The organism is Pseudomonas sp. m6p (assembly GCF_055760375.1).
Window position 1 is genome coordinate 4,177,926 of sequence record NZ_CM147084.1, and the last position, 17,177, is coordinate 4,195,102.

General features: G+C 60.8%; 15 protein-coding genes. 2 read left to right on the top strand and 13 right to left on the bottom strand.

The window, feature by feature from the left end:
* Nucleotides 1–5 precede the first annotated feature (5 nt).
* A complete protein-coding gene (locus tag ACYZUM_RS19065; protein ID WP_473061028.1) occupies nucleotides 6–1,187 on the top strand; it encodes an aminotransferase class V-fold PLP-dependent enzyme in 1,182 nt (393 codons plus the stop codon).
* A 5-nt stretch (nucleotides 1,188–1,192) separates the two neighbouring features.
* On the opposite strand, the gene ACYZUM_RS19070 is transcribed toward ACYZUM_RS19065, so the two are convergent.
* From ACYZUM_RS19070 to zwf, 4 genes are all read right to left on the bottom strand, one after another.
* Nucleotides 1,193–1,918 carry an intradiol ring-cleavage dioxygenase gene (locus tag ACYZUM_RS19070; protein ID WP_473061029.1) on the bottom strand — a complete coding sequence of 242 codons (726 nt, stop codon included), beginning with the start codon at nucleotides 1,916–1,918 and terminating at the stop codon, nucleotides 1,193–1,195.
* A 280-nt stretch (nucleotides 1,919–2,198) separates the two neighbouring features.
* Nucleotides 2,199–2,864, bottom strand: a complete 666-nt coding sequence (locus ACYZUM_RS19075; protein ID WP_007969324.1) for a bifunctional 4-hydroxy-2-oxoglutarate aldolase/2-dehydro-3-deoxy-phosphogluconate aldolase — start codon at nucleotides 2,862–2,864, stop codon at nucleotides 2,199–2,201.
* Nucleotides 2,865–2,881: 17 nt separating this feature from the next.
* Nucleotides 2,882–3,595: a 6-phosphogluconolactonase gene (pgl, locus tag ACYZUM_RS19080; protein WP_473061030.1), complete on the bottom strand. Its 714-nt coding sequence runs from the start codon at nucleotides 3,593–3,595 to the stop codon at nucleotides 2,882–2,884.
* On the bottom strand, nucleotides 3,582–5,048 hold the full coding sequence (gene zwf, locus ACYZUM_RS19085) for a glucose-6-phosphate dehydrogenase (RefSeq protein WP_047295976.1): 1,467 nt from the start codon (nucleotides 5,046–5,048) through the stop codon (nucleotides 3,582–3,584). The genes pgl and zwf overlap by 14 nt, the downstream gene beginning before the upstream one ends.
* Nucleotides 5,049–5,274: 226 nt before the next feature.
* Between zwf and ACYZUM_RS19090 the strand changes: the two genes are divergently transcribed.
* Nucleotides 5,275–6,135: a MurR/RpiR family transcriptional regulator gene (locus ACYZUM_RS19090; protein WP_169842436.1), complete on the top strand. Its 861-nt coding sequence runs from the start codon at nucleotides 5,275–5,277 to the stop codon at nucleotides 6,133–6,135.
* 96 nt (nucleotides 6,136–6,231) lie between these two features.
* Here the strand turns inward: ACYZUM_RS19090 and ACYZUM_RS19095 are convergent, their stop codons facing one another.
* The 9 genes from ACYZUM_RS19095 to ACYZUM_RS19135 all read right to left on the bottom strand — a co-directional run bounded on the left by ACYZUM_RS19095 (nucleotide 6,232) and on the right by ACYZUM_RS19135 (nucleotide 17,070).
* Entirely contained in the window at nucleotides 6,232–7,086 is an 855-nt protein-coding gene (locus ACYZUM_RS19095) for a D-hexose-6-phosphate mutarotase (RefSeq protein ID WP_473061031.1), read from the bottom strand.
* A 287-nt stretch (nucleotides 7,087–7,373) separates the two neighbouring features.
* Nucleotides 7,374–8,723 (bottom strand): carbohydrate porin, encoded by a 1,350-nt coding sequence (locus tag ACYZUM_RS19100; protein ID WP_086791890.1) that lies wholly within the window; start codon nucleotides 8,721–8,723, stop codon nucleotides 7,374–7,376.
* 225 nt (nucleotides 8,724–8,948) lie between these two features.
* Nucleotides 8,949–10,109 (bottom strand): ABC transporter ATP-binding protein, encoded by a 1,161-nt coding sequence (locus tag ACYZUM_RS19105; protein ID WP_027612564.1) that lies wholly within the window; start codon nucleotides 10,107–10,109, stop codon nucleotides 8,949–8,951.
* 2 nt (nucleotides 10,110–10,111) lie between these two features.
* Nucleotides 10,112–10,957: a carbohydrate ABC transporter permease gene (locus tag ACYZUM_RS19110; RefSeq protein WP_007969317.1), complete on the bottom strand. Its 846-nt coding sequence runs from the start codon at nucleotides 10,955–10,957 to the stop codon at nucleotides 10,112–10,114.
* The gene (locus ACYZUM_RS19115; protein WP_003227452.1) at nucleotides 10,950–11,858 is read right to left on the bottom strand and encodes a carbohydrate ABC transporter permease; all 909 of its coding nucleotides are present in this window, start codon (nucleotides 11,856–11,858) and stop codon (nucleotides 10,950–10,952) included. Before ACYZUM_RS19115 ends, ACYZUM_RS19110 begins: the two co-directional genes overlap by 8 nt.
* 153 nt (nucleotides 11,859–12,011) lie before the next feature.
* Nucleotides 12,012–13,313, bottom strand: coding sequence for an ABC transporter substrate-binding protein (locus ACYZUM_RS19120; RefSeq protein WP_007969316.1), 1,302 nt, complete (start codon nucleotides 13,311–13,313; stop codon nucleotides 12,012–12,014).
* 118 nt (nucleotides 13,314–13,431) lie between these two features.
* On the bottom strand, nucleotides 13,432–14,691 hold the full coding sequence (locus ACYZUM_RS19125; protein WP_473061032.1) for a D-mannose isomerase: 1,260 nt from the start codon (nucleotides 14,689–14,691) through the stop codon (nucleotides 13,432–13,434).
* 188 nt (nucleotides 14,692–14,879) lie between these two features.
* Nucleotides 14,880–16,349: an ATP-binding protein gene (locus ACYZUM_RS19130; RefSeq protein WP_473061033.1), complete on the bottom strand. Its 1,470-nt coding sequence runs from the start codon at nucleotides 16,347–16,349 to the stop codon at nucleotides 14,880–14,882.
* On the bottom strand, nucleotides 16,339–17,070 hold the full coding sequence (locus tag ACYZUM_RS19135; protein WP_003227460.1) for a response regulator: 732 nt from the start codon (nucleotides 17,068–17,070) through the stop codon (nucleotides 16,339–16,341). The genes ACYZUM_RS19130 and ACYZUM_RS19135 overlap by 11 nt, the downstream gene beginning before the upstream one ends.
* Nucleotides 17,071–17,177 lie beyond the last annotated feature (107 nt).

Sequence of the window (17,177 nt, forward strand, 5' to 3'; positions counted from 1 at the left end):
CGACCATGCCTGACAACACCCGCCGCGCCCGTGACGAAGCATTCTGGCAAACCTTCGCCGATCGTTACGAAGCGCAAACCGGCCCGCTGAACCTGGAGAACGGTTACTTCGGGCGCATGTCGCGCACAGTGATCGAGGACTATCAGCGCAATATCGAGATGATCAACACCAGCAACTCGGTGTACGTGCGCCAGCGTTTCGAACAACACGACAGCCTGGAGATCCGCGCGCAACTGGCCGAGACCATCGGTGTGCGCGCGCAGAGCATCGCCTTCACCCGCAACGCCAGCGATGCGCTGCAGTCGCTGATCCGCAATTACAATCGCCTGCAGCCGGGCGATCAGGTGCTGATCTGCGACCTGGAATACGACACGGTCAAAGGCGCCATGCGCTGGCTGGCGCGCCATCGCGGTGTGGAGGTGATCGAGATCAGCCACACCCATCCGGCCACTTTCGACAGCCTGCTGGATACCTATCGCGAAGCCTTCGTCCGCTATCCAAAACTCAAGCTGATGGCCCTGACCCACGTGACTCATCGCACGGGGCTGGTGATGCCGGTACAGGCCATCGCTGCGCTGGCGAAACAACATGACATAGACATTATCCTCGACGGCGCCCACGCCCTCGGCCAGATAGAGTTCAACCTTGAAGCCTTGGGCATCTCGTTCGCTGGCTTCAATCTGCACAAATGGATTGGCGCACCGTTGACTCTGGGTTTTCTGTACATCGCCCCACAGCGCCTGGCCGACATTGATCCGGACATGGGCGAAATGCATTTTCCGGCCAGCGACATCCGCGCGCGCACGCCGTACAGCACACCAAACATTCCGGCGTTGATGTCCCTGCCGCTGGCGCTCGAGGAGCATCGTTCGCTCGGCGGCGCAGCAGCCAAGGGCGCGCGACTGAATTACCTGCGCAACCTGTGGGTCAGCGCCGTGCGCCACTTGCCGGGGATCGAAGTGATGACCCCGGACGATCCGCGCTTGTATGGCGGCATCACCTCGATGCGCTTCACTCGCCACACCGATCAACAGGCGATGGTCGAACGCCTGCTCGATGAGTACCACTTGTTCACCGTGGTGCGTAACGGTGCGGCGAGCGGGCCGAGCATCCGTATCACTCCGGGATTGACCACCACGGCGGCTGACATGCAGTTGCTGACCCGTGCACTCAACGAGCTGCGCTGATCCGTTCACACAGTGTACTTGTCGAAGTCCTCGGGCTTGATCTGCGACGAGGCGGCAAAGGTGTCGATGCCGATGGTCAGGTGGCCGAAATAACCGTCCTCGTGCGATTCACGCCCGATCGGCCACACCGTCAAGGTTGAGCCCTCGCCACCCATGTTGGCGTAGTAGCTGTCCTCGGCGTTGTTCAACGGTGCAGAGGCCCGCCCGCGATAGTCCCGGGCATTGAGCACGGCGCGGGACACCACCTCGGGAAAATACAGCTGACCGACCCAGGCCACGTTGCGCTCATCCAGATATTCACGGCCGGTAACCATGCGCACGGCCACATGAATGTGCAGCGCCCGACCGGCATAGAACCCCGGATAGATGGTGGTGAAGCGCGCCCGTCCCTGCTGATCACAGAACTGGCTGCCGCGCAGGTAGGTGTCATCATCGGTACGCGGGATCGAGCCGATGGCATCGGTGTCGACCTCCCGATCCGGATTGATCCGGCTCCACCCCGAATAGGCGCCCCGCGCATTGCAGTGCCAGATATCCACCAGCGCGCCGCTCACCGGCTCGCCGGTCATCGCGTCGACGATCGTCAGGCGCAGCAGCAGTGGCAGGCCCTCGGCGCCCTCGCTGATATTGCGTCGCAGTAATTTGGGATTGCGGAAATACGGCCCGGCGATCTGCTCGGGCGCCAGTTGATACACCGGTTGGGGTGTTGCGGCTGAAATATCTCGTTCCATGACACGTTCTCTCTTCCATAAGATGAACGCAGATTAACGGCGCACGCCGCTCTCGGTGCGGTAACTATGTATCGCAGCGTAACGGTGACACCGCGCGCCCCCACTGTAGGAGCTGCCGCAGGCTGCGATCTTTTGATGTTGTTTTTTAAATCAAGATCAAAAGATCGCAGCCTGCGGCAGCTCCTACAGGGGTTGGATTTTCTTCGGGCAAAAAAAACGGTGCACCGACCAAGCGCACCGTAAAGCCGTAGAACACACAACGAAGTGTCAGGTAAAACGTTTAGTCCAGCAGTGCCAGGGCCTCGGCAGTGCATTCCTGAATGCGCGCCCAGTCGCCGTTCTTGATCCACTCCGGATCGAGCATCCAGCTGCCGCCCACGCACATGACGTTTTTCAGCGCCATGTAGCTCTTGATATTGGCCGGGCCGACGCCACCGGTCGGGCAGAATTTCACTTCACCGAACGGGCCGCCGAGGGCCTTGATCGCCGCCACGCCACCGCTGACTTCCGCCGGGAACAGCTTGAAGCGGCGATAGCCCAGGCCATAGCCCTCCATGATGCCGGAGGCATTGCTGATGCCTGGCAGCAGCGGAATCGGGCTGTCGACGCTGGCTTCGAGCAGGTCACGGGTGATACCCGGGGTGACGATGAACTGCGAACCCGCCGCTTCAGCCGCCGCAAGCATGTTGCGATCAAGCACGGTGCCTGCGCCGGTCACCAGTTCCGGACGCTGCTCACGCAGGATCTGGATCGCCTTGAGGCCGAACTGCGATCGCAGGGTCACTTCCAGCGCCGTCAGACCACCCGCGGCCAGGGCGTCGGCCAGCGGTAGCACGTCCTGTTCACGGGCGATGGTGATCACCGGCAGGATCCGCGCCTTGGCGCAGAGGCTGTCGATCAGGGCAACTTTGTCCGCCATGGAAACGGTCGGGGATGGGGTTGTCATAGCGGCTGTTCCTTGGCTCATGGGCACCAGTAGATCTCTAACGTAGGTTGCAGAAACGCGCGCACCGGCATGGCCGCGACGTCGTCGGATGCCAGTGCGGCATTCAGTGTGGTCAGTTTCGATTGACCGGAAATCGACAGAATCTTGCACTTCGCCGAAGCCAGCAGCGCTAGGCTCATGGTCAGGCGTTGACGCGGTACGCTCGGCGCCAGCATCGGCCAGCAGCGACGGCTGCCGTCAGCCTGCAACGCTTGCGTCAGGTTCGGGCTGTCGGGGAACAGCGACGCGGTGTGACCGTCATCGCCCATGCCCAGCACCAGCACGTCGATCGGCGGCAATTCTGCAAGCAAGCGGTCGGCCTGCTCCGCAGCCTGCTCGACGTTGGCCGCCGCGCTGTAGAGGCTGAGGAACTGCGCCTTGGCGGCCGGGCCCTTGAGCAGGTACTGCTTGAGCAGACCAGCGTTGCTGTCGGCGTGTTCAACCGGTACCCAGCGCTCGTCGGCGAGGGTCACGACGACCTTCGACCAATCCAGCTCCTGCTTGGCCAGGTGCTGAAAAAACGCCACCGGGCTGCGACCGCCTGAGACCACCAGCACCGCGTTGCCGCGTGCAGCGATGGCATCGCTCAACTGCTTGGCAACGTTCAGCGCCAGACCTTCGGCCAACAGCACCGGGCTCTTGAATTCGTGGGCATTCACGCCCGCGGGCAGTTTCACATCAGATATCGCCATACCACGACCTCCCGTCCCGCGTGATCAGTGCAATCGAGCTCATCGGCCCCCACGACCCGGCCGCATACGGCTTGGGCGCGTCACCGGATTTTTTCCAGCCGGCGATCAACTGATCACACCATTTCCACGCGGCTTCGATTTCATCTTTACGGACAAACAGGTTCTGATTGCCGTTCATCACTTCCAGCAACAACCGCTCGTAGGCGTCGGGGATCCGCGCACTGCGCCAGGTGTCGGAGAAATTCAGTTGCAGCGGGCCGCTGCGCAGTTGCATGCCCTTGTCCAGGCCTTGCTCCTTGGTCATCACACGCAAGGAAATGCCTTCGTCCGGTTGTAGACGGATGATCAGTTTGTTGCTGATCTGCAGGCGCTGTTCCGGCGCAAAGATGTAGTGCGACGGTTCCTTGAAGTGAATGACGATCTGCGACAGCTTCTGCGGCATGCGCTTGCCGGTCCGCAGGTAGAACGGCACGCCGGCCCAGCGCCAGTTGCGGATGTCGGCACGCAGGGCGACGAAGGTTTCGGTGTCGCTCTGGGTGTTGGAATTCGGCTCTTCGAGGTAGCCCGGCACGGACTTGCCTTCGCTGTGCCCGGCGATGTACTGACCGCGCACCACTTGCGTGGTCAGGCCTTCCGGGCTGATCGGCGCCAGGGCCTTGAGCACCTTTACCTTTTCATCACGAATGCTGTCGGCGGACAGGTCGGCCGGCGGGTCCATGGCGATCAGGCACAGCAGCTGCAACAGGTGATTCTGGATCATGTCGCGCAGCTGGCCGGCCTTGTCGAAGTAGCCCCAACGGCCTTCGATACCGACCTTCTCGGCCACGGTGATTTCCACGTGGGAGATGTAATTCTGGTTCCACTGGGTTTCGAACAGGCTGTTGGCGAAACGCAGGGCGATCAGGTTCTGGACGGTCTCTTTGCCCAGGTAGTGGTCGATGCGATAGGTGCGGTTCTCCGGGAAGAACTGCGCCACGGCGTCGTTCACCTTGCGCGAGGATTCCAGATCGGAGCCGATCGGCTTTTCCAGGACCACGCGGGTGTTTTCTGCCAGACCGACTTTCGCCAGGTTCTCGCAGATCGCGCCGTACACCGCTGCCGGTGTGGCGAAGTAGGCGATCATGCGTTGCGCGCTGCCGGCCGCTTCGGCCAGCGCCACATAGTCTTCAGCCTTGAGGAAGTCGACGTGCAGATAGCTCAGGCGCGCGAGAAAGCGCTCGGCCACCGCCTCGTCCAGCTCTTTGCCGACGTAACGGCGCAATTCGGCGGCGATAAATGCCAGGTGCTGCTGCTCGGAACCGGGTTCACGGGCCAGCGCAATAATGCGCGTGTTCTCGTGCAACAGGTCGGCGCCATCGAGGTGATAAAGGGCAGGAAACAGCTTGCGCAGGGCCAGATCGCCCAGAGCGCCGAACAAGGCAAAGGTGCACGGTTCAACCGTAATCGAAGGCATGATGTTTGTTCTTTTATCAAGTTAAGCTACAAATACCTTTTTTCAAGGCATCACTCAAGGGAAAATGTAGTAATAACCACAACATTTTCGCAAAATACAGATTCCGAGTGGTGGTCGGTCGGAGCCATCAGTAGGATAGGCCACCGTCACGGGCCACATCAAAGGCCCAATTTGCATAGCCCGGCGCACCTTTGCGCAGGTGAATTAGGAATTCCATATGGACCGCGTGCGAAATTTACTGGAACAGATCCAGAGTCGCCTTGAAGAGCTGAACAAGGCCGAACGCAAAGTCGCCGAGGTGATCCTGCTCAACCCGCAGCAGGCCACCCGCTTCAGCATCGCCGCCCTCGCCCAGGCCGCGTCGGTGAGCGAGCCGACGGTCAACCGTTTCTGCCGTTCGTTCGGTGTCAGCGGCTACCCTGAACTCAAGCTGCAACTGGCGCAGAGCCTGGCCAGTGGCGCGGCGTATGTCAGCCGCGCGGTGGAGGCCGATGACAATCCCGAGGCGTACACGCAGAAGATTTTCGGCAGTGCCATCGCTTCGCTGGACAGCGCTTGCCAGGCGCTCGATCCGAACCTGATCAGCCGCGCCGTCGACCTGTTGATCCAGGCGCGGCAGATCCACTTTTTCGGCCTGGGTGCTTCGGCTCCGGTGGCGCTGGATGCGCAGCACAAATTCTTCCGTTTCAATCTCGCCGTCACCGCGCATGCCGATGTGCTGATGCAGCGGATGATTGCGTCAGTGGCACACACCGGCGAGCTGTTCGTGATCATTTCCTACACCGGGCGTACCCGCGAACTGGTGGAAGTGGCGCGCATCGCCCGGGAGAACGGCGCTTCGGTGTTGGGCCTGACGGCGGAAAATTCGCCGCTGGCCAAGGCCAGTACCCTGAGCCTGAATATTCCGCTGCCGGAAGACACTGACATCTATATGCCGATGACCTCACGGATCATTCAGTTGACGGTGCTGGATGTGCTGGCGACCGGCATGACCCTGCGTCGCGGGGTGGATTTCCAGCCGCATCTGCGCAAGATCAAGGAGAGCTTGAATGCCAGCCGGTATCCGGTGGGTGACGAGTTCAATTAGGACGCTTCGCGTAAAAGATCGCAGCCTTCGGCAGCTCCTACAGATGTATACGCCACCTAAATGTAGGAGCTGCCGGAGGCTGCGATCTTTTGATTTTCAGGCAGCTGCCCACGCCTGCAAACTCAAATGCGCCTTCTCCCCCGGCGCCAGATGCAGGCTGTCGGTACCGCCCGCCGCCGCTTCGACACAGACAAACTCCGTTACTTCATCCCAGCTCACCCCCAGCAATGGTCGCGAGCCAGGATGCCAGACCACGGTGTCGCCGCTGCCACCGGTATCGATGCACAATTCGCGCTGCCAGGCATGATCCTTGAGCTGCAATTCGCCGTCGTGCTGGAACACCCGCTGACAACCGCCCTCCACGCGCAACTCACCTTCCTGCTGGCAGGACTGGCGACTCAACTGGTCATAACCCTGCGCCCCTTCGAGCCCAGACAGCGCTATCTCACCGACATCGCCAATACGCCAGTAAGCATGCAAAGCCTGGCTCAACTGGCACGGCATGTCGTCCTGATGCTCGGTGCTCAGGCGTAATTCCATGCGTTCGCCCAGATGCGCATGCAGGTCGACCTGCCAGTCGCACAGCTGCAATTGCCAGTGCAGGCGCACGCCATCCTCGGCGCTGCTGCTGTCGAGCAATTTCCAGTCGAGCAGTCGCGCCCAGCCATGGGACGGCCACGCGTTTTCGCTCGGATGGCGGCCATACCACGGCCAGCACACCGGCACGCCACCACGGATGGCGCCCACGTGCGGCCACTTCGCCGCGCACCACAACCACGGTTTCTGCCCGCGCGGCTGAAAGTGCAGCAACTGCGCGCCCTGCCGACTGAACACCGCCTGACACAGCGGATGGTCGATCACCAGCACATCGCGCATCTGATAGCGCTCCCAGGCAAACACCGGTCGTTCGCGCAGGGATTTGAAGAAGCGTTGCAGCGGATGCTCATGCATTGGCCACGGTCCTGAAAATCATGGGGGTACTCAACAATCCACATTGCTCTTGTGGCAAGGGAGCTTGCTCCCGCTGGGCTGCGAAGCGGCCCCAAAACCATTCACTGCGGTGTGTCATTTAAACCTCATCATCAGGATTTACGACTGCTGCGCAGCCGAGCGGGAGCGAGCTCCCTCGCCACAAATGGGTACGACACAAACCTTGTATACGAGTGTCGCAAAAAAAAGCGGACAGCCTGGGCTGTCCGCAAATATGCGCACATGGAGAGGAGCTTATCGCAGACGCGTCAGAACGTAGACTGAATTTTCAGGCCAGCGACCAAAGCGTTGTCCACGGCATCAACACCGCCCGGGTGAGTGATGTACTGCAGGTTAGGACGCACGGTCAGCCAGTTGGTGACGTGGAAGCCGTAGTTGATCTCGTAGTTGTATTCGGTTTCACGAATCGGCGAGAACACCGGATTGTCGTAATCCGAGACACCGTTGGAGGCATTCAGCAGTTCGGCGTTTTTCTTCACGTCATCGTTGACGTGAATACGCGCCGCGCCAATGCCGACGTCATCCTTCGGACGGGCGTCGAACGGGCCTTTGTAGACAAACATCACCGACTGGTAGTTATCGATGAAGTTGGTGTCCTTGTCGTGGAAGGTCGCGTTGGCGGCAATGTTCAGACCGCGGCTGGCATCACCGTTGTGGCTGGTGAGTTGCTGCTGCGCGACGAACCAGTAGCCGTGTTTGCTGCTGTGGGTCTTGTAGGCGTCGCCAGTGGTCGCCGCGTCGAAACCGTTGACGTCTTCACGCACGTCGCTGGCGTCAGCGGTGCTCTTGTAGTAACCGACGCGGTATTCGCCCGGCAGGCTGTTGACCTTCGGCGACCAGACCAGTTCGACTGGCAGAACAGTCCCTTTGGTGCCACTGCCGCTAAGCTTGAAGCCGTTGCCGTGTTCCAGTTGCGACGGGTTCTGGTTGTACGCACCGATCTGCGCGTAGAGCTCGTCGTTGATGTTGTACTTCACGCGGATCGCGGCCTGGCTGACCGGCCAGTTGTACCAGATGTTGGTCGCCCAGTTACCCACTTGCGAGCCGCAGAACGCCAGGTTCTGGAAGTCGCACGGGAAGGTGTTGAAGTCTTCGCCCTCACCGAAGTAACCGGCCTTGACGTCGAGTTTGTTGTCGAAGAACTGGTGCTGAATCCACAACTGGGTCAGACGCACCATGTGGCCACGGCCGTAGACTTCCTGCGAAGACGACAGAGTGCCGGCACGCGGATCGCCAATACGATCGTTGGAGATGTTCTGACCGTTACGGTTGGTCAACTGGATCTTGGCCTGAGTGTTGTCCCAGCCCCAGAGTTTTTGCAGGTCCAGCGCCACGCCCAGACCGAACTGATCGCTGTAGCGACCGGTCTTGTCGTCGTTGTAGCCGCCATGCAGGTTGGCACCCATTTCCCCAACGTAGTCGGCCTTGATGTCGATACCCTGCTCGATCAGCTTGGTCCGCTCGCCACCCCAGTCGCCGGTCATCCATTTCGAATCGGAGCTGAATGCATCGGCAGCCATTGCGTTGCCGGCCAGCACCAATGCCGCCGCAGCTGACACTTGGCAGATCAACCGGGCATTGACGTGTTTCTTTTTCATCCCTACATCCTCGTCTTTATTGTTATTAACTGTTTTTTTTCCAACGCGGTTTACATAAATTGCGATGGATTACAGGCAATCCAGCGCGTGCTCCTGTTTGGAATCCGATCCCTGTGGGAGCTGGCTTGCCAGCGATGGCGGTGATTCAGGCGACATCCATGTTGGATGTGCCGGCCCCATCGCTGGCAAGCCAGCTCCCACATGACCGCATTCCAGCATTGATCTTCAGCGACCTTTGAACTGGGCGACATTTGCCGACCGCGCTTCGGTCTGCGCCTGGCCCGCAACGCCCAGACGCTCGCCAGTCTTGGCATCGAACAACAACACTTTCGACGGATCGAATTGCAGGGTCAGGGTTTCGCCCACCTGCGGCGCCACGTCCGGTGCCAGGCGGCAGCAGACCTTGGTTTCGTTCAGGTTGACGAACACCAGGGTGTCCGGACCGGTCGGCTCGGTAACCTGCACTTCGGCCTTGATGCTCGGCAGGCCATTGCCCTCGCCGTTCGCCAGGACAATCTGTTCCGGGCGCAGGCCGAGGATCACTTCGCGATCTTCCAGCCCAGCGTCCTGCATGCTCATCGGCAGTTCGCAACGGGCCTGGCCGCTGTCGAGCAGCGCCAGCAGGCGACCGTCCTTGCGTTGCAGACGCAGCGGGATGAAGTTCATCGGCGGCGAACCGATGAAGCTCGCCACAAACAGGTTGGCCGGGTCGTTGTAGATCTCTTTCGGCGTGCCGAACTGCTGAATGATGCCGTCCTTCATCACCGCCACCTTGTCGCCCAGGGTCATCGCTTCGATCTGGTCGTGGGTCACGTAAACGGTGGTGGTTTTCAGACGCTGGTGCATCAGTTTCATTTCGGTGCGCATCTCGACGCGCAGCTTGGCGTCGAGGTTCGACAACGGTTCGTCGAACAGATAGATCTTCGGCCGCCGCGCCAACGCACGACCCATTGCCACGCGCTGTTGCTGGCCACCGGAGAGCTGACCCGGCTTGCGGTTGAGCAGGTGTTCGATCTGCAGCAGCTTGGCCACGCGCGCGACTTCTTCGTCGATCGCCGACTGGCTCATCTTGCGAATTTTCAGACCGAACTCGATGTTCTCGCGCACGCTCATGGTCGGGTACAGCGCGTAGGACTGGAACACCATGGCGATGTCGCGATCCTTCGGGCTCATGCCACTGACGTCCTGGTCGCCGATCATGATCGCGCCACCGGTGATGGTCTCCAGGCCCGCGATGCAGTTCATCAGGGTCGACTTGCCACAGCCCGACGGGCCGACCAGGATCAGGAACTCACCGTCCTTGATCGACAGTTCGATGTTCTTCAGGGTGTCCGGCAGGCCGGCACCGTAGGTCTTGTTGACGTTGCGAAGTTCGAGCGTTGCCATGATTACCCCTTGACTGCGCCGGCCGTCAGCCCGCGCACGAAATACTTGCCTGCGACCACATAGACCAGCAGGGTCGGCAGCCCGGCGATCATCGCCGCTGCCATATCAACGTTGTATTCCTTGGCCCCGGTGCTGGTGTTGACCAGGTTGTTCAGCGCCACCGTGATCGGTTGCGAATCACCGCTGGAGAACACCACACCGAACAGGAAGTCGTTCCAGATCTGGGTGAACTGCCAGATCAGGCAAACCATGATGATCGGGGTCGACATCGGCAGAATGATCTGCCGGAAAATCGTGAAGAACCCCGCGCCATCCAGCCGTGCAGCCTTGATAAGCGCATCGGGAATGCTCACGTAGTAGTTACGGAAAAACAGCGTGGTAAACGCCAGACCATAGACCACGTGCACGAAGACCAGGCCGGTGGTGGTGCTCGCCAGGCCCATCTTGCCGAGGGTGAACGAGGCCGGCAGCAGCACGGTCTGGAACGGCAGGAAGCAGCCGAACAGCAGCAGACCGAAGAACAGCTGCGAACCACGGAAGCGCCAGAACGACAGCACGTAACCGTTCAACGCGCCAATGGCAGTGGAGATGACCACGGCCGGCACGGTGATCTTGATCGAGTTCCAGAAGTAACCGTCAACCGTGGCCCAGGCCTTGACCCAGCCGATGCCGCTGACCACGGTCGGCCAGCTCAGCAGGTTGCCGGTGCTGATGTCTTCCGGCGTCTTGAAGCTGGTCAGCAACATCACCACCAGCGGAATCAGATACAGCAATACCGCGAGGATCAGCACCGCGTAGATCGCGACGCGACTGAGGCTGAACGCGGGTTTGGCAGCGAGACTAGTCATGACGCTTGGTCCTCAGCTCGGAGTACAGGTAAGGCACGATGATCGCGAGAATCGCACCGAGCATCAGAATCGCACTGGCCGAGCCCATGCCCATCTGGCCGCGACTGAAAGTGAAGGAGTACATGAACATCGCCGGCAGGTCGGAGGAATAACCCGGGCCACCCGCCGTCATCGCCGCGACCAGGTCGAAGCTCTTGATGGCGATGTGGGCGAGGATCATTACCGCACTGAAGAACACCGGACGCAGGCTTGGCAGCACGACTTTCCAGTAGATGGTCGGCATGCTCGCACCGTCGATCTGTGCGGCACGGATGATCGACTGATCAACTCCGCGCAGGCCGGCGAGGAACATCGCCATGATGAAGCCCGAGGCTTGCCACACAGCGGCGATCACCAGGCAATACACCACACGATCCGGGTCGATCAGCCAGTCCAGACGGAAGCCTTCCCAGCCCCAGTCACGCAACAATTTGTCCAGGCCCATGCCCGGGTTGAGCAGCCATTTCCACGCGGTACCGGTGACGATCATCGAGAGCGCCATCGGGTACAGGTAAATGGTGCGGATAAAGCCTTCGCGACGGATGCGCTGGTCGAGGAACACCGCCAGCAGCACACCGATCACCAGCGTGATGCCGATGAACATGCCACCGAACACCGCGAGGTTCTTGCTCGCCACCCACCAGCGATCGTTGTCGAACAGCCGGGCGTATTGCGCCAGACCGGCCCACTTGTAGTTGGGCAGGAACGTCGAGGTGGTGAACGACAGCACGAACGTCCACAGGATGTAGCCATAGAAGCCTACCAGCACGATGAACATGCTCGGCGCCAGCACCAGTTTCGGTAGCCAGCGCTGCAGTGCATCGAACGGCGAGGCTTTGCTGAACACAGCAACAGAACTCATGGGGAAATCCAGTACAGGGAATAAAAACTACAGTGAGGTCCCTTGTGGGAGCGAGCCTGCTCGCGAAAGCGGTGTATCAGTCGACGGATGTAGCAACTGACATGACGCCTTCGCGAGCAAGCTCGCTCCCACAGGGTTCGAGCCTGCTTTTAGTTATTTGGCCGACTGAACCGCCGCGCCCAGTTTCTTGGCCGCATCGGCCGGGTCGGCTTTCGGGTCGTTGATGTAGTTGGTCACGACATCAAAGAACGCGCCCTGCACCGCCAGCGTGGTCGCCATGTTGTGCGCCATGCTCGGTTGCAGGCCGCCGGACTTGGCGTCAGCCAGGAAGTCCTTGGCAGCGGTCTGCGCGCAGGAGTCGAAACCGAGCTTGTCCATGTTGTTCAACATGTCGTTACGTACCGGGATCGAGCCTTTGTTGATGCTGAAGACTTTCTGGAAGTTTTCCCCCAGCACGACTTTGGCGATGTCCTGCTGACCGGCCGCAGTGCCTTTGTCTTTCTGCTTGAACACCGCCAGGGAGTCGATGTTGTAGGTGAACGCCTTGTCGGTGCCCGGGAAGGCTACGCACTCGTAGTCCTTGCCGGCGACTTTCTTGGCAGCGGTCCATTCGGACTTGGCCCAGTCACCCATGATCTGCATGCCGGCCTTGCCGTTGATGACCTTGGCCGCTTCCAGGTTCCAGTCCTGACCCTTGCCGTCGGCGTCCATGTAGGTCGCGACTTTTTTCAGCTCGGTCAGCGCCTTGACCATTTCCGGGCCGGTCAGCGCTTTGTTGTCCAGGTCGACCAGGGCTTTCTTGTAACCATCAACGCCCATGACCGAGAGCACCACGGCTTCGAACACGGTGCTGTCCTGCCAAGGCTGACCGCCGTGAGCCAGCGGGATGAAGCCCGCAGCCTTGAGCTTGTCGCCAGCGGCGTAGAATTCTTCGAGGGTGGTCGGGTTCTTGGTGATGCCGGCTTTCTTGAACACTTCCGGGTTGATCCACAGCCAGTTCACGCGGTGAATGTTCACCGGTACGGCCACGTAATCACCGTCGTACTTCACGGTATCGGAGACTTTCTTGTCGAGCAGGCTGTCCCACTTCTCTTCTTTGGCCACGTCCTTCAGGACGTCGGTGTCGAGCAGACCGGTGGAGGCCCATTCCTGAATATCCGGGCCTTTGATCTGGGCCACGCCCGGCGGGTTGCCGGCCACGGCGCGGCTCTTCAGCACGGTCATGGCCGTGGCACCGCCACCGCCGGCGACAGCGCCGTCTTTCCAGGTGAAACCGTCTTTTTCAACTTGCGCCTTGAGCACATCGACAGCGGCTTTTTCGCCACCGGACGTCCACCAGTGCACGACTTCGACCGAACCTTTGGATTCGGCAGCGGACACACTGAGAGGCAGAATTGCGAGCGGGAACAGGGAGGCGACAGAAATGACAGTAGCGAGGCGAGAAATCGCATTCATCTGAGATGTACCTTTCTTGTTGTTATGCATGCAAGTCTGGTGCTTGCGCTGCACAGGAGTTTAAACAGGACGATTCCCTTCGCAGGTAACGAAGGGACGCGCGAATGTCACCACATGGTTACACAGGAACAGCCTGGGATATTTGCGCCAGAGCGGTTGCCATACTCGGTGACAAGGGTAGACGAGGGATCAACACCGCTTGCCACGCGTGGTAGAGATCGGGTTTGCCCGGCCAGATATCGGCGCTCGGACGGTTTTGCGGATCGAGTTCGTGGTGCCAGCTGCCATCGCAGCGATCGATGAAATGGCCTTCACAGAACTCCCAGAACAGCCGGTACCAGGTCTCGTATTGCGCGTCACCGGTGCGTTTGAGCAAAGCGCTGGCCGCCGCGCTGGCTTCGGCATGGGTCCAGTGCAAGCGATGACGCACCACGGCTTTGTTGTCCCAGTCGAGGGTGTAGACGATACCCGGCGCGCCATCGACGTCCCAGCCGTTTCGGCAATTCTGCTCGAAGAGTTTTTGCGCATCGGTCGCCAGCCAACCGGGCGTGAGCATCCCGGCCTGGACCCGCGCCGCTTCGAGGTGCAGCAGCAGCCGCGCCCACTCGAAACCGTGGCCCGGGGTGGTGCCGTAAGGGCGGAAGCCGTCAGCGGGATTGTCGCGGTTGTACTCGCGCAGCGGTTGCCAGTCGCGGTCGAAGTGCTCGATGACCATGTAGCCGTTGGCGGCGGCGTGACCGTGAATCACCCGCTCGACGATGCGCTGCGCACGTACCAGCCAGCGCGGGTCTTCAGTGACATCGGCCAGCGCGAGGAACGCTTCAGTGGCGTGCATGTTGCTGTTGGCGCCGCGGTACGCCTCTTCTTCGCGCCAGTCGCGATTGAAGAATTCGCGCATGGCGCCCTCTTCTTCGCTCCAGAAATACGTGTCGATGATGTCGATCGCGTCATCCAGCAATGCCTGGGCGCCGGGACGTTGCGCGACCACCGCCGAGCTGGCCGCGAGCGCGACAAAGGCATGCAGATAGGCATTCTTGCCGGTGTTGCCATCGCGATGTTCGGCGACCGCAAACCAGCCGCCGTGCAGCGCATCCCGCAACGGGCCGCGCAGGGCTGCAATGCCGTGATCGACCAGTCCGGCAAACCCCGGCAAGCCCTGAATGTGGGCCATGGCGAAGCTGTGGGTCATGCGCGCGGTGTTCATGGTTTCGGCTTGCGCGTGCGCCGGCAGATGGCCGCGCTCGTCGAGATTGCCGAAACCCTCGGGCAGTCTGGAAGCCTTGGCGAATGCCAGCAGGCGCAGACCTTCGTCGGCGAGCCATTGCTGGTGGGCAGGGGCATTCAGCCAACTGCTGAAGTCTGGGTGAAAGGTGTCCATGAGTGGCCCTTTTTTGTTGTTATGACTGCGGGCAGTCTAAACAACGGGCCGGGGTGGTCTTGTAACGAAGGGGGCGGGTTTTGTCACCAAGCAGTGACATTAGAAAAGCAAAGTCAAAAGATCGCAGCCTTCGGCAGCTCCTACAGAGTACGGTGTAGGAGCTGCCGAAGGCTGCGATCTTTTGATCTTCAGTCTACTGAACGCGGCAATTGCAACGTCACCCGCAACCCGCCCTCACGCAGGTTCTGCAACGTCACCTCACCACCATGGCTGTGGGCAATGTTGCGCGCGATGCCCAGCCCCAAGCCATAACCCTGCTGCTGCCCGGCCAGTCGGAAGTGCGGCTCGAACACCTGCTCCAGCCGCTGCTCCGGTACGCCCGGGCCTTCGTCGTCGACGTGCAGGACAAACGCGCGCTCATCGTCATCGATGTGCAGGTGCGCGTTCTGCCCGTACTTCAGCGCATTGTCGATGAGGTTGCCGATGCAGCGTTTCAACGCCAGAGGCTTGCCCGGATACGCCGCCAGCGCCTTGCCTTGCAGGGTCACGCGACCATTACCGTTGGGCGCCAGGTACGGTTCTACGAGGCAGTCGAGTACATGATTGAGATCCACCGGCTCGATGTTCTCGTGGATGTCGGTGTCTTTCACGCATTGCAGCGCGCCTTTGACCAGCAGCTCCAACTCATCCAGATCGCGACCGAACTTGGCTTGCAGCTTCTCGTCTTCGAGCAGTTCGACGCGCAAACGCAGGCGAGTGATCGGCGTGCGCAGGTCATGGGAAATCGCGCTGAACAATTGGCTGCGCTCGGTCAGGTAACGGCTGATGCGTTCGCGCATGGTGTTGAACGCACGGCCCACTTCCACCACTTCACTGCCGCCGCCCTCGGCCACCGGCTCGACATCGGCGCCCAGCGACAGATCCCGCGCCGCCCGCGCCAGACGCTTGAGCGGCCGGCTCTGCCAGTGCACCAGCAAGCCGATAAACAGCAGCAAAAAGCCGCTGGTGAGGACGATGAACCACACCTGCTGCGCCGGCAGGCCTTGCTCTTCAAGACTGGTGTAGGGCTCCGGCAGCAACGAGGCGATGTACAGCCACTCGCCCGGGGCCATTTGAATCTGCGTCACCAGCACGGGCGGATTCACCGGTTCCAGGGTCAACGCGTAATGCGCCCACGAGCGCGGTAGCTCATCGAGTTTCAGCCCGGCATTGAAGATCCGCAGATCCTCGGGGCTGACGAAGGTCACCGAAATATCCGTGTCATGGCCCAGCGACTGACGCAGCACTTCATCCACCGCTTGAATCACCGCAGCCTTGCGCGGGGTGATCGGCAGCACGTCCATGCCCAGCGGCTTGTCGTTGAGCGTCACCACGAAACGGGTGCCGCCCATGCTGCGCAACTGGTCGAGCACCAATGGCCGATACGCCACCGGTAACGAGCGGAAATAACTGACGCTGGCGGTCATCGAATGGGCGAGGCTGCGGGCGCTGGTGACCAAGCCTTCGAGCTGGGTGGCGCGCAGTTGCGAGACCCAGATCACGCTCGACAACGTCTGCGCAAACAACACCGCGAGCAACGTCAGCAGCAGCATCCGCCCGAGCAGCGAACGCGGCACCGGTACTGTGTTGGCGAGCCTGCGCAGCGACTCAGTGACCATTGCCGGCAACCACATTGGCTGCCAGTTGGTAGCCGCTGCCGCGCACGGTGCGGATCAGCCGTGGCGGTTTTTCCGTGTCACGCAGGCGCTGGCGCAAGCGGCTGACGGCCATGTCGACAATCCGGTCGAGCGGCATCAGGTCACGGCCACGGGTGGCGTTGCCGATGGTGTCGCGGTCGAGAATTTCCTGCGGATGATCGAGAAACAACTTCAGCAACGCGAAGTCGGCGCCGGAGAGAATCACTTCTTCGCCGTCGGTGTGGAACAGTCGATGGCTGACCATGTCCAGCCGCCACTCGTCGAAGGCCAGCACGTCGCTGCCGCTGCGTTCCTGACCGAACTGCGCTCGTCGCAGCAGCGCCTTGATCCGCGCTTGCAGCTCGCGGGGGCTGAAAGGTTTGCCGAGGTAGTCGTCAGCGCCAAGCTCCAGACCGATCACGCGGTCGGCTTCGTCGGAACTGGCGGTGAGCATGATGATTGGCACCTGCGCCTGACGCGGATGCTGACGCACCCAGCGGCAGAGGCTGAAACCGTCCTCGTCGGGCAGCATCACATCGAGGATCACCAGATCGCTCGGCGCCTCGTTGAGTGCCTGGCGGAAACTGGCGCCATCGGCGGTGGCCCGCACCTGAAACCCGGCGCGGGTCAGGTAGGTTTCCAGCAACTCGCGTATTTCCTGGTCGTCATCGACCAACAATATCGACTTGTTGACTGAGCTCACTTCGAAGGCATCCTTGTTGTTGGAATTGGGGCGGATTATGCCTGATGAACCTTGGAAATTTGTTGTCTGTTCTGGCCCCATCGCTGGCAAGCCAGCTCCCACAAGGT